General features: G+C 41.1%; 11 protein-coding genes. 9 read left to right on the forward strand and 2 right to left on the reverse strand.

Going from position 1 to position 13,913, the window contains the following annotated elements; all coding sequences use genetic code 11:
• The first annotated feature begins 67 nt into the window (after positions 1 to 67).
• The 4 genes from HBL79_RS11125 (at position 68) to HBL79_RS11140 (ending at position 5,345) form a co-directional block, all read left to right on the forward strand.
• A complete protein-coding gene (locus HBL79_RS11125) occupies positions 68 to 1,981 on the forward strand; it encodes an ABC transporter ATP-binding protein (RefSeq protein WP_035688697.1) in 1,914 nt (637 codons plus the stop codon).
• A 279-nt stretch (positions 1,982 to 2,260) separates the two neighbouring features.
• Positions 2,261 to 3,724 (forward strand): sodium:solute symporter family protein, encoded by a 1,464-nt coding sequence (locus tag HBL79_RS11130; RefSeq protein ID WP_035688700.1) that lies wholly within the window; start codon positions 2,261 to 2,263, stop codon positions 3,722 to 3,724.
• A gap of 9 nt (positions 3,725 to 3,733) precedes the next feature.
• On the forward strand, positions 3,734 to 3,877 hold the full coding sequence (locus HBL79_RS11135) for a hypothetical protein (RefSeq protein WP_167316925.1): 144 nt from the start codon (positions 3,734 to 3,736) through the stop codon (positions 3,875 to 3,877).
• Positions 3,864 to 5,345 (forward strand): sulfatase-like hydrolase/transferase, encoded by a 1,482-nt coding sequence (locus HBL79_RS11140; RefSeq protein WP_178285680.1) that lies wholly within the window; start codon positions 3,864 to 3,866, stop codon positions 5,343 to 5,345. Before HBL79_RS11135 ends, HBL79_RS11140 begins: the two co-directional genes overlap by 14 nt.
• Positions 5,346 to 5,549: 204 nt before the next feature.
• Here HBL79_RS11140 and ilvC read toward each other — a convergent pair whose 3' ends face one another.
• Entirely contained in the window at positions 5,550 to 7,034 is a 1,485-nt protein-coding gene (ilvC, locus tag HBL79_RS11145) for a ketol-acid reductoisomerase (protein ID WP_035688705.1), read from the reverse strand.
• Between the two features lie 365 nt (positions 7,035 to 7,399).
• Here ilvC and ilvY point away from each other — a divergent pair, with 365 nt between their 5' ends.
• Together ilvY and rarD are read left to right on the forward strand one after the other, a co-directional pair.
• On the forward strand, positions 7,400 to 8,278 hold the full coding sequence (gene ilvY / locus HBL79_RS11150) for an HTH-type transcriptional activator IlvY (RefSeq protein ID WP_035688708.1): 879 nt from the start codon (positions 7,400 to 7,402) through the stop codon (positions 8,276 to 8,278).
• A 36-nt stretch (positions 8,279 to 8,314) separates the two neighbouring features.
• Complete coding sequence (gene rarD / locus HBL79_RS11155) at positions 8,315 to 9,205, forward strand: EamA family transporter RarD (RefSeq protein ID WP_046097191.1); 891 nt, start codon at positions 8,315 to 8,317, stop codon at positions 9,203 to 9,205.
• Between the two features lie 120 nt (positions 9,206 to 9,325).
• On the opposite strand, the gene mazG is transcribed toward rarD, so the two are convergent.
• Positions 9,326 to 10,117, reverse strand: a complete 792-nt coding sequence (mazG, locus tag HBL79_RS11160; RefSeq protein ID WP_035688710.1) for a nucleoside triphosphate pyrophosphohydrolase — start codon at positions 10,115 to 10,117, stop codon at positions 9,326 to 9,328.
• Positions 10,118 to 10,336: 219 nt separating this feature from the next.
• Between mazG and uspA the strand changes: the two genes are divergently transcribed.
• The 3 genes from uspA to csrA all read left to right on the forward strand — a co-directional run bounded on the left by uspA (position 10,337) and on the right by csrA (position 13,896).
• Entirely contained in the window at positions 10,337 to 10,762 is a 426-nt protein-coding gene (gene uspA / locus HBL79_RS11165) for a universal stress protein UspA (RefSeq protein WP_017805538.1), read from the forward strand.
• Between the two features lie 181 nt (positions 10,763 to 10,943).
• Entirely contained in the window at positions 10,944 to 13,568 is a 2,625-nt protein-coding gene (gene alaS / locus HBL79_RS11170; RefSeq protein WP_035688715.1) for an alanine--tRNA ligase, read from the forward strand.
• 145 nt (positions 13,569 to 13,713) lie between these two features.
• Positions 13,714 to 13,896: a carbon storage regulator CsrA gene (gene csrA / locus HBL79_RS11175; RefSeq protein WP_035688718.1), complete on the forward strand. Its 183-nt coding sequence runs from the start codon at positions 13,714 to 13,716 to the stop codon at positions 13,894 to 13,896.
• Positions 13,897 to 13,913: the final 17 nt, after the last annotated feature.

Below are 13,913 nucleotides of genomic sequence, written 5' to 3' on the forward strand. Positions count from 1 at the left end.
TGATTGGCAATTTTTATAAAAACGTGGAAAATAACCCTTTTGTTGATCAGAGATAAACCGAAATTTAATGATTTTATTTACCAATCTTTCGCTAAAACGTGGACAAACGACCTTACTAGAAAATGCCAATGCCACCATTAATCCGAAGCAAAAAGTGGGCTTGGTGGGCAAAAATGGCTGCGGTAAATCTTCGCTACTTGCCTTATTAAAAAAAGAAATCAGTGCAGAAGGTGGCGAAGTGAGCTACCCCACAAATTGGCAACTGGCTTGGGTGAACCAAGAAACCCCATCTCTTGCCATTTCCGCCTTGGATTATGTGATTTTAGGCGATCGCCAATATGTGGCATTACAGCAACAATTAGAGCAAGCCAATCAAAACAATGATGGCAATGCCATTGCACGCATTCACGAACAGTTGGATACCATTGACGCGTGGACGATTCAATCCCGTGCCGCATCATTATTAAACGGCTTAGGTTTTAGCCAAGCAGAATTAAGCCAGCCTGTGAGTGCGTTTTCTGGCGGTTGGCGTATGCGTCTTAATTTGGCACAAGCCTTGCTATGTCCTTCGGATTTACTGCTACTTGATGAACCCACTAACCACTTGGATTTAGATGCGGTGATCTGGCTTGAACGTTGGTTGCAACAATATCAAGGCACGTTGGTGCTGATTTCACACGATCGCGATTTTCTTGATCCTGTGGTGGACAAAATTCTGCATATTGAAAATCAAAAAATAAATGAATATACCGGTGATTATTCTTCTTTTGAAAAACAACGGGCGGAAAAACTCGCCCAACAAACCGCGTTATACCGCCAACAACAGCAAAAAGTGGCTCATTTGCAAAAATACATCGACCGCTTTAAAGCCAAAGCCACTAAAGCGAAACAAGCCCAAAGCCGAATGAAAGCCCTTGCCCGAATGGAGCTTATTGCCCCTGCTTATGTGGATAATCCATTTACCTTTGAATTTCGCGAGCCGTTGGCGTTGCCTAACCCATTGCTTTCAATGGAAAAAGTTAGTGCAGGTTATGAAAATAATGGGCAAACCACGGAAATTCTGAAACAAATCAAATTAAATCTCGTCCCTGGTTCACGCATTGGGTTGCTCGGTAAAAATGGTGCAGGAAAATCCACGCTGATTAAATTATTAGCGGGAGAAATCACCGCACTTGCTGGTAATATTCAGCTTGCAAAAGGTGTACAACTTGGTTATTTCGCACAACATCAGCTGGATACCTTGCGTGCGGAAGAAAGCGCCCTTTGGCATATGCAGCAGCTCGCCCCACAACAAACAGAACAACAATTACGCGATTATCTCGGCAGCTTCGCTTTCCACGGCGATAAAGTGAACGAACAGGTCGCCCATTTCTCGGGTGGCGAAAAAGCCCGCTTAGTGATAGCGTTAATTGTTTGGCAACGCCCGAATTTACTGTTGCTCGATGAGCCAACCAACCATCTAGATTTGGATATGCGACAAGCCCTCACCGAAGCCTTAGTGGATTATCAAGGCTCGCTGGTGATTGTTTCCCACGACCGCCATTTATTACGCAACACCGTTGATGAATTTTATTTGGTTCACGATGGGCAAGTGGAAGAATTTAAAGGGGATTTAGCGGATTATCAAAAATGGCTTAACGAGCAAAATAGCCAAAGCCAACCCTCTGACAAAACAGAAAATAACAAAGAAAGTAGCAGCCAAAATCGTAAAGAGCAAAAACGTAAAGAAGCGGAACTCCGCCAACAACTCGCCCCACTGCGAAAATCCCTTGCACAATGGGAAAGCAAAATGGAAGACCTCTCGCAAAAACTGGCAGACATTGAACAACAACTCGCCAACGGTGATCTGTACCAAGCAGAAATGAAAGAAAATCTCACCGCACTTTTAAAAGACCAAGCGGAATACAAAAAACAGCTTGAAGAAGTGGAGTTGGAATGGTTCAGTGTGCAGGAAAATATGGAGAAAATAATGGGGAATTAGACAATCCTATAAATTCTTTTAAAGTTAAATTTATCGGTAAATAGACATTATAGGAAAGGCGATATTGTTGCGTTACTTTTTCAATTTGTGAGCAAGATCACAGCTGTTTTATGATTTTTATCATACCTCCTATTTGATACTGTTCTTTAAACTACAGCAAACTGTTTAAATTAAGATTAAGAAATAAGAACATAATATTAAGGTTCATTGGTGAGTGGTAACAATGGAGAAAGTGATTAATTTCTTATTTCATTTCTAAATTATCACAGGGAGGAAAATATGCAGTTTAACTGGAGCGTAGATGGCAGTATTGTCGGGCTTTATATTTTGTTAAGCCTTGTTGTCGGTATTATTGTGCGGAAATATGTAAAGAATGTGAATGATTTCTTGGTGGCAGGCAGAAATGTGGATTTACACGTTGGGATTGCATCTTTAGCCGCCACTGAGTTTGGCATTATAACCTGTATGGCGGCAGCACAGCTTGGCTATAAATACGGTTTTGCGGGAGCGACAGTGGGGTTAATTATGACCATTGTAATGTTCACCGTAGGGAAAACAGGATTCTGTATTGAACCTTTGCGCAAAGCTGGTGTGGTAACCATTCCAGAGTTCTTTGAACATAAGTTTGGTAAAAAAGTTCGTTGGGCTGCAGGTGTGGTAATTGTGCTTGGTGGCTTGCTTAATATGGGTGTTTTCTTACGCACCGGTGGTGAATTTTTAGTTGCTGTGGCCGGGCTTAAACCAGAATATTTAGAAATCACGATGACAATTTTATTGCTTGTGGTAGCGTTATATACCATTTTAGGTGGAATGCTCTCCGTTCTGGTTACAGATTATATGCAGTTTATTTTGATGAGTGTTGGCTTGGTGCTAACTACTTGTACGATTTTCTATCAGGTGGGCTGGGATACGTTATTTGATACTGCAATTTCTAATTATGGTGCTGGTGGTATTAATCCTTTTGTTAATCCTAATCTTGGTTGGCAATATGTGCTTTACACTGCTTTAGTGCTTACTGCGACGGTACTTACTTGGCAAACAATGGTTTCTCGTGTGTTGTCAGCAAAAGATGCGAATGTTGCGAAAAAAATGTACACACGCACCAGTTTATTTTATATCGTACGTTCATTAATCCCTGTTATGTGGGGTGTTGCCGCGTTAGCTTTCGTGAGTTTAGAAAGTGTGGGCGGAAAACCAATCCAAGCAATGCCAACAATGCTTTCTATTGTGATTCCAACAGGGATCATTGGTTTGCTTGTCGCAGCTATGTTGGCGGCAGATATGTCCACAAACTCCTCTTATTTATTAGGTTGGGCAAGTGTTATTTACAATGACGTATTGATTATTTTCCATAAAAATAAATGGTCAGAACGTAAATCCATTGCTGTTAATCGCGTATTAGTGGCATTAATTGGGGTTTTCTTACTGTTCTATGGGTTGTGGTATCCCTTAAAAAGCGACTTGTGGGTATATATGACTCTCACAGCAACCATTTATTCCGTTGCTGTTTCCACCCTGTTAATTTCAGCTTGTTATTTCAAAAAAGCCAATAACTGGGGGGCTTATGCCACCATTGTTGTGGGTGCTTTAACGCCACTTTCTTACTTAATCGCCCAACAGATTCCTGCACTTGAACCCATTGCGGCAAAAATTGGCCCTTATTATTCGGGTATTGCTGCCTTTGTCTTTGCTTGGATTGCAATGATTGTGGGTTCATTATTAAAAAATGTGTTACGCAAATAAGGGGGAAATATGACAGATTTAACCATTCTCTTTTGGAAAGGGCTCATCTTATTCGGGCTAAGTTGGTATATTTGCACGATTTTTATTGTTGGTTTTAAAGGCTTTCAAAATATCAAAACGATGTTAGGAGTAGGCAATAATGAAAAAAACTAACGTCGTTTTGATTGTTGCAGATGATTTAGGCTATTGGGCACTTGGCTGCTATGGAAATAAAGAGGCGATTACGCCCAATATTGATAAATTAGCGCAGCAAGGTAAAAAATTTAACCATTTCTTTTGTGTTTCTCCTGTTTGCTCCCCTGCGAGAGCCTCAATTTTTACCGGCAGAATCCCTTCTCAACACGGGATCCACGACTGGCTGGAAGAATGGGAAAATGGTGCGACTACAGAACATTATTTAAAAGGGCAATCGACTTTTGTAGATCGCTTGAAACAGCATAATTATCTTTGTGCAATGAGTGGCAAATGGCATTTAGGTATGGCTGATACCCCACAATGCGGTTTTGATTATTGGTATTCCCATCAGCGTGGTGGTGGCCCTTACTTCAATGCACCAATGTACCGAGATGGTATATTAATTGAAGAGCCCGACTACATTACAGATAAAATCACCGATTATGGGCTAGACTTTATTGAGAAGGTACATAATGCCGATCAGCCATTTTTTCTCAATCTAAGTTATACCGCACCACATTCCCCTTGGGATCGAAAAAACCACCCACAGGAAATACGGGATCTTTATGCAAATTGTCAATTTGCATCTTGCCCACGCGATCCTTATCACCCTTGGAAAATTTATGAAACCTTTGAAGGTGATGAACAAGAACGATTGGAAGTGTTAAGGGGATATTTCGCTGCCTTAACCGCAATGGATTTTAATATTGGAAGAATTATCACCGCACTTGAAGAAAAAGGCATTTTAGAAAACACGCTCATCATTTTCACCAGTGATAACGGTATGAATATGGGGCACCACGGTATTTTTGGTAAAGGGAATGGTACAAGCCCTGTGAATATGTTCGACACGTCGGTAAAAGTGCCGTTTATTCTTTATCACAAAAATCATTTATCAACAGGTGAAATAGATAACCTGCTGAGCCATTATGATTTCCGCCACACCTTGCTGGAATATCTCAATATCAGTGATGAAGATCAGCCACAGGTGCGTTATCCAGGAAAAAGTTTCGCGACTTTATTAAAACAAGATCCTTCAGATTCACGAGAAGAAAATCATCTTGTGATCTTTGATGAATACGGCCCAACTCGAATGATCCGCAATCGATCTTTTAAATATATTCATCGCTATCCTGATGGGCCTTATGAATTTTATGATCTGCGTAACGATCCTGATGAACACCATAACCAAATTGATAATCCCGATTATCAACAACAGATCGCCCAAATGCGGCGTGAGTTAAACCTGTGGTTTAATCAATATATCAACAAAGAAATTGATGGTGCAACCTTACCTGTTTATGGTGGCGGACAGCGTACGCTTGCGGGCGAATGGGGTGGCTATGCCGAAAACACGTTCAACAAATATACAAGCGATTTTGTTTTTTCCGCAGACGGAAAACTACAGCAAAAATCTGAGGTGAAGGTGAAAGAAAAAATTCAGTAACATAAAAATAAGCCTACAATATATCATTGTAGATTGGTTAGAGACCTAGTTTTATAATGCATTAAATCTCTTATTTAGATTAATAATCTTAACTAAGGCTTACCATTTTACACTAATAATTAAGGTAATATTGTGGTTTTATAAAAGCGATAGGGTATCAGCGGTAAAAGCCAGCATTAATGCTGGCTTTTAGGTTTTACAGCGTTATTCTGCTTGTGAAGAAATGCGTTTCATATCTGTCATATAACCACGCAATTCTTGCCCGATTAGCTCAATTGGGTGGTTGCGGATTGCGTCATTCACATCGCGTAAAGTGATGTTGTCGATTTCCACCGTTGGTGTTGGTTCACCTAAATCACCGCGTTGTAAATGTTGCATTACTGTTTTGGCTAAAATTGGGGTTGCCACATTAGCAAATAAATAGTTACCGTATTCCGCAGTGTCTGAAATTACCACGTTCATTTCGTATAAGCGTTTGCGTGCAATGGTGTTGGCAATTAATGGTAATTCGTGTAAGGATTCATAATAAGCAGATTCTTCAAAAATACCTGCTGAAACCATGGTATCGAACGCCAATTCCACGCCTGCTTTAACCATTGCCACCATTAACACGCCATTATCAAAATATTCTTGCTCGCTGATTTTAATGCCGTCCGCTTTTGGTGCGTTTTCAAAGCCAGTTTTGCCCGTTTCTTCACGCCATTTCAACAAGTTAGCATCGCCGTTTGCCCAATCTTCCATCATCACACGAGAAAATTCGCCACTGATAATGTCGTCCATATGTTTTTTGAATAAGAAATCTAATTCTTGCTTAATTTCTTCTGCAAGTTCAAAGGCACGCAATTTGGCACTGTTTGATAAGCGATCCATCATCAAAGTAATACCGCCTTGTTTTAAGGCTTCGGTGATGGTTTCCCAACCGTATTGCACTAATTTTCCTGCGTAAGCGGGATCTTTGCCGTCCGCCACTAATTTGTCATAACAAAGGATTGATCCAGCTTGCAACATACCACAAAGAATGGTTTGCTCGCCCATTAAGTCTGATTTCACTTCCGCAACGAATGAAGATTCCAACACGCCCGCACGATGACCGCCTGTCGCCGCCGCCCAAGCTTTCGCAATCGCCATACCCTCGCCTTTCGGGTCATTTTCAGGGTGAACTGCAATAAGCGTTGGTACACCGAAACCGCGTTTATACTCTTCACGCACTTCCGTACCTGGGCATTTTGGTGCAACCATTACCACCGTCAAATCTGGGCGAATTTGTTCGCCAACTTCAACGATGTTTAAACCGTGCGAATAGCCCAACGCCGCCCCTTCTTTCATTAAACCCATCACATCAGCGATCACTTTGCTGTGCTGTTTATCTGGCGTTAAGTTAATCACCAAATCCGCAGTGGGGATTAATTCTTGATAAGTGCCCACTTTGAAGCCATTTTCAGTAGCACGTTGGAAAGACGCACGTTTTTCCGCAATGGCCTCAGGGCGTAGCGCATAGCTAATGTCTAAGCCTGAATCACGCATATTTAAGCCTTGGTTTAATCCCTGGGCTCCACAGCCCACAATCACAATTTTTTTGCCTTTTAAGAAATTCGCTTCGTCTGCAAATTCTTCACGTTCCATAAAACGGCAACGTCCTAACTGATCTAACTGTTGGCGTAAATTTAATGTATTGAAATAATTAGCCATTTTTTTATCCTTTTGGTTAAGTTGGTTTACAAAATAATCAATGACAGATTATACCTTTCTAAAGATTGCGTAAATTGATATTATTGGAATTTAATATTGCAGTTTTTGCAATATACCGTTAGTAAATTAATGTTGTTGATCATTCCCCGTGTAAATTGCCTGAGCAAAAATAAAATTTTTAGAAAAGTAACGCCTGAACGCAGCGTAGCGAGTATGGGCTTACTTTTCGTTAAGAAAATTTTATTGGTGCGAAGAACAGCAATTTAGTCGGGGTTCCTTTTTCTTTGCTTACTTTCTTTTGGGAAAGCAAAAGAAAGTAAGTCGCCAACGGCGAAATCCGTTATTCATATAAAAGGAAAAAACCAATGAACTTCCAAGATCTCAAACTCTTCATCGACCTAGCGGAAAACAAAAATTTCGCTAAAACAGCAGGACAGCATTATATGTCGCCCTCCACCCTTTCAAGGCAGATTAAACGGCTTGAAGAAGAGCTGGGTGAGCCATTGTTATTACGTGATAACCGTAAGGTTTCGCTCACTCCAGCAGGCGAACTATTTTTGCAATTTGCTTATCCACAATGGCAACAATGGCTATCCTTAAAACAACAATTTCGTTCCAATCAGCAAGAGTTACAAGGGGAGCTACGCCTATTTTGCTCGGTTACTGCCGCATACAGCCACCTGCCACCAATGTTAGAAAAATTCCGTTCCCATTATCCCAAAGTGGAAATTCAGCTCACAACGGGCGATCCCGCGGTGGCGTTGGAGATGATTCAACGTCAGCAGGTGGATTTAGCCTTAGCAGGGCGACCTGCGAATTTGCCGCCCAATGTGATGTTTCATCATATTGATGATATTACGCTGTCGCTCATCGCTCCGCGGGTTGCTTGTGCCACCACGCAATTATTGCAACAATCCCCTATTGATTGGCAGAATGTACCCTTTATTCTGCCCGTAGAAGGCCCCGCACGGCAGCGGATCGATCAGTGGTTTCAGCAGAAAAAAATTAAGCAGCCGAAAATTTATGCCACTGTTGCAGGACACGAGGGGATTGTGTCAATGGTGGCACTAGGCTGTGGTGTGGCGTTGTTGCCCGATGTGGTGATCCAAAACAGCCCGCTCAATTTGCAAGTTTCCACATTAGCCATTGACACGCCCGTGCAGCCCTTTGATTTGGGCATTTGCGTGCAAAAGAACCTGTTAAATTTGCCCTTAGTTCGTGCATTTTGGCAGCTCTTGGGGTAAAGTGCGGTCAGATTTTTCGCTATTTTTGGTGCTGCTATGCTAAAAGGGATTACATTTTCGCTACTTGCCTCTGCGTTGTTTGGTTATTTGTATTATTTTTCTACCTTTTTATTGCCCTTAGACGGGGAGGATATTTTTGGCTATCGCGTAATTTTCACCACGCCATTTGTTATCGCGGCGATTTTCATTTTTAAGCAAAAATATATGCTAATTCAACATTTTAAACGCATCAAACGCCAGCCTTGGCTACTTTTTGTGTTGCTGTTTAATGGGAGCATTATGGGCTTTCAAATGTGGCTTTTCCTTTGGGCACCCAATAACGGCGGGGCATTAAGCGTTTCTCTTGGCTATTTACTGCTCCCTCTTGTAATGGTGGCAGTGGGGCGATTTTTCTTTAATGAGCAAATTTCGCGATTGAAATTCAGCGCAATCCTGATCGCAGGTATTGGCATTCTTGCCACGATTATTCTCAAAGGCGGCTTTTCTTGGGAAAGCCTCGCAGTATGCACTTATGCTATTTATTTTATGTCGCGAAAATGGTTTGGCTTCAATGACATTACCAGCTTCGCCATTGAAATGGTGATGACGCTACCCGTCTGTTTCTATTTTGCCAGCCAAGTTGATTTGGCAGCAGTGCGGTTACAAAACCCGAATATTCTCACCCTGCTACTTTTGTTGGGCTTAATTAGCGGTGTTGCCTTTAACGCCTATATTGCCGCCAGTAGTTTATTACCTATCAATGTGTTGGGGATATTGGGCTATGCTGAACCCATAATGATGCTAGTGGTCTCTTTTGTCATTGGGGAAAAAATCGATCCTGACAACGCCCCTTTATTGATCTCTCTAATACTGGGAATGGGCTTGATTATTTTAGACGGCGTGCAATCGCTCAAGAAAAAAACACCTACAAAAAACAGAGAAAGCTAAGGGGAAAATGCCCCTTTGTACGCATAAAAATTCACATTTAAAAGTGCGGTGCTTTTTATCAGCAAAACAGACTGTAAAAACACCGCACTTTATACTGATAGTAGGCTTTTGTGCAAAGGCTTATTTCGCTTCTTGTGCTTTCACCTCATTCCAAAGTAAATCTAACTCAGCTAGCGAAGCCTGTTGCAGGGTTTTTTCTTGGTTTGTCAATAATTGTTCAACTTGGCGGAAACGGCGTTCAAATTTGTGGTTGGCTTTGCGTAAGGCTTCTTCTGGCGAACAATGCAGATGGCGACTTAAATTCACCACGGCGAACAATAAATCCCCAATTTCTTCTTCGATTTTTTCGCTCTGTTGCGGGCTGCGTTGAAGCTCCATTTGAACCTCTTGTAGCTCTTCTTGCACTTTTTCGATAACGGCTGTTGGGCTGTCCCAATCAAATCCCACTTTGGCACAACGTTTTTGTAATTTTTCTGCTCGGCTCAATGCGGGAAAGGCGTGGGGGATATTGTCAAGAATCGAATGCTGCGGCGTGCTTTTCCGCTCTTGGGCTTTTATCGCGTTCCAGTTTTGCAAGGCTTCTTGTTCATCTCCAGCTTTTTTATCACCGAAAACGTGCGGGTGGCGGCGGATAATTTTTTCAGTCACCTCATTCACCACATCATCAAAAGTGAATAAATTATCCTCGCGAGCGAGTTGGCTGAAAAACACCACTTGGAGCAATAAATCCCCGAGTTCCTCGCGTAAATTAGCGGGGTTTTGTTGCTCAATGGCTTCCACCACCTCATAGCTTTCTTCTAATAAACAGGGAATCATTGTGTGGTAAGTTTGTTTGAGATCCCAAGGGCAGCCACCATTGGGATCGCGTAATTTGGCGATGAGTTCAACGAAATTGGAGATAGAATTGTTCATATTTCTTGAGTATGTGTGTTTAGATAAAAATTAAAGTAGAAAATAATACAAGGTGATTATTAGCGATGCAAAAATTTCTTTTTAAAGACGTTTTTATTGATAAAAATAAATGTTTTTTTAAAAACGTGATCCAGTGCATATTTTTTTTATTACACAAGTGTTAGTATTACTACAGAAGCAATTCATTTACCCTAGATATATAAGAGAAAGGAGCAAATTATGTATAAACACGTTTTAGTTGCTGTTGATCTTTCAGATGAAAGTGCATTTTTAGTGGAAAAAGCTGCGAGTGTTGCGAAAAGAAATGAGGCAAAATTATCTATTATCCACGTTGATGTTAATTTCTCAGATCTTTATACGGGGTTGATTGATGTCAATATGTCTTCGATGCAAGATCGAATTTCTACTGAAACTCATCAAGCATTGGTACATTTGTCCGAGCAAGCGAGTTATCCGATCTCTGAGAAACTAAGTGGCAGTGGTGATTTGGGGCAGGTATTAGTTGATGCGATTGATAAATATGATGTTGATTTGTTAGTAACGGGACATCATCAAGATTTTTGGAGTAAATTAATGTCTTCAACTCGTCAGGTAATGAATGCAATTAATGTTGATATGCTGGTGATTCCGTTACGAGACGAATAAAAGTTATTTCAATTTATTTAGACAGTGATCTGTACACTAACTATGATCGATTCAACTTTCATAAAAGGTACAGATCCTTTTATTTTTTTATACAGAGAAAAAAGTTTTTTCTAAATTTTAAAAATATGACACAATAACGAGATTTGATATGAATTTATTGGGAATACAATAAGGCATTTTAATGAAAACAACCGCAGAAATTAGAAAATCTTTCCTTGATTTTTTTCATAGTAAAGGACATCAAATTGTCCCGAGCAGTTCGCTTGTTCCAGAAAACGATCCTACCTTATTATTTACTAATGCAGGAATGAATCAGTTTAAAGACGTTTTTCTTGGTTTGGATAAACGTCCTTATTCTCGTGCAACAACCGCACAAAGGTGTGTGCGTGCAGGCGGAAAACATAACGATTTAGAAAACGTAGGTTATACCGCACGTCATCACACCTTCTTTGAAATGCTAGGCAATTTCAGTTTTGGTGATTATTTTAAACAAGATGCGATTCATTTTGCGTGGGAATATCTCACATCCGATGCGTGGTTAGGTTTACCAAAAGAGAAACTTTGGGTAACGGTGTATGAAACCGATGATGAAGCCTACGATATTTGGTATAAGCAAGTGGGCGTTCCAGCAGAACGTATTATTCGTATTGGCGATAATAAAGGTGCACCTTATGCCTCTGATAATTTCTGGCAAATGGGTGATACTGGCCCGTGTGGTCCTTGTACCGAGATTTTCTATGATCATGGCGATCACATTTGGGGGGGACCGCCGGGTTCACCAGAAGAAGATGGCGATCGTTATATTGAGATCTGGAATATCGTCTTTATGCAGTTCAACCGCCAAGCTGATGGCACAATGGAAAAATTACCAAAACCATCAGTGGATACAGGAATGGGCTTAGAGCGTATTACCGCCGTATTACAGCACGTTAATTCCAACTATGATATTGATATTTTTAAAACCCTTATCGCAAAAGCAGCAGAATTAACAGGTGAGAAAGATTTAGGCAATAAATCCTTACGCGTAATCGCAGACCACATTCGTTCGTGTGCATATTTGATTGCTGATGGCGTGTTGCCATCTAATGAAGGGCGAGGCTATGTACTCCGCCGTATTATCCGTCGAGCGGTTCGCCACGGGCATTTGTTAGGTGCGAAAGATGCCTTTTTCTATAAACTTGTGCCAACCCTTGCAGAAGTAATGGCGGAAGCGGGTAAAGAAATCAAAGATAATCAAGCACATATAGAAAAAATCTTACGCTTAGAAGAAGAACAATTTGCGCGCACCTTAGAACGAGGTTTGACCTTATTAGATGAAGCCTTAAGCCAAGTGAAAGACGGTGTGCTGTCTGGTGAAGTGGCATTCAAACTTTATGACACCTTTGGTTTCCCTCTAGATCTTACTGCCGATGTGTGCCGTGAACGTGGCATCACTATTGATGAAGCTGGCTTTGAGCGTGAGATGGAAGCACAACGCCAGCGCGCACAGTCAGCCAGCCAATTTGGTATGGATTATAACAACGTCATTCGTGTGGACGGTTCAACCGCATTTGAAGGTTATAGCGAATCGGAAAGTCTTGCAAAAATCACCGCACTTTTCTATGAAGGTAAGCAGGTAGAACAAATTAGTGCTGGACAAAGTGCGGTGGTAATTTTGGAAAATACGCCATTTTATGCGGAATCTGGTGGTCAAGTAGGTGATACAGGGCGTTTAGAAGGGCAGAACTTCTTGTTCAACGTTACTGATACGCAAAAATATGGTCAAGTATTTGGGCATATTGGTGTACTTGCAGAAGGCACGTTAAGCGTTGGGCAATCGGTGAATGCTATTGTTGATGTGGCGCGCCGTAAGCAAATCTCCTTAAACCATAGTGCAACGCACTTATTACACGCCGCATTACGCCAAGTGCTAGGCAAGCACGTTGTGCAAAAAGGCTCGTTGGTATCAGACAATTTATTACGTTTTGACTTTGCACAACCTGAAGCAATTTCTAAAGAGCAACTGTTTGAAGTGGAAAAATTAGTGAACCAACAAGTGCGTGCTAATCACCTTATTCAAACTGAAATTATGGATTTAGATGCGGCTAAAGAAAAAGGTGCAATGGCATTATTTGGAGAAAAATACGCCGAACAAGTGCGTGTTCTCACAATGGGCGATTTTTCTATTGAACTTTGTGGCGGGATTCACGCTCAATATACGGGTGAGATAGGTTTATTCAAAATCATTAGTGAAAGTGCTATTGCGGCGGGCATTCGCCGTATTGAGGCGGTGACGGGCGAAGTGGCGATCGATTGGCTTAATCAACAAATGACAATCTTGACACAAAGTGCAGATTTATTGAAATCTGATGCGAATTCACTGGCAGATAAAATTCAGCAGTTACAAGATAAAGCAAAAAAAGCAGAAAAAGAATTACAACAGTTAAAAGAAAAAGCCGCAATGCAAGCCGGATCTGATCTTGCTAAAAGTGCGGGGGAAATTAACGGGATTTCTGTTGTGTTACAACAACTAGATGGAATGGAAACCAAATCACTACGCGTGATGGTAGATGATCTGAAAAACCAACTTGGCTCAGCAATTATCGCCTTTGCATCCGTATTTGAGGGTAAAGTGAACTTAGTCGTTGGTGTAACCTCAGACTTAACCTCTAAAGTTAAAGCTGGAGAATTAGTTAACCTAATGGCTCAGCAAGTTGGAGGAAAAGGTGGTGGTCGTCCTGATATGGCTATGGCAGGCGGATCACAACCTGAAAATGTCGAAAAAGCCCTTTCTATGTGTAAGGAGTGGCTACATTCACATTTATAATGAAAAATTTTGTGCCGTAGCTCACAACTTTGAGGTTTGTTCATCACATTGTGAATATAAATGCGGTAACATTAATTAGGTAGATGTTCCTTTGGAAGGGGGTAAATTATCGATAGGATGTCGAATAAGAGAATGAGGAGGTTGTATGCTAATCTTAACCAGAAAAGTTGGCGAAAGCTTACTCATTGGTGATGATATTTCTATTACGATATTAAATGTTCGTGGTAATCAGATAAAAGTTGGTGTGAACGCACCAAAAGATGTTTCTGTCTATCGAGAAGAAATTTACCAACGTGTTAAAGAAGCAAAAGATGATCAAGCGTCTTAATTCGCATTAGTAACCAA

Origin of the sequence: Avibacterium paragallinarum (assembly GCF_011765605.1) — a bacterium.
Classification (GTDB): Bacteria; Pseudomonadota; Gammaproteobacteria; order Enterobacterales; family Pasteurellaceae; genus Avibacterium; species Avibacterium paragallinarum.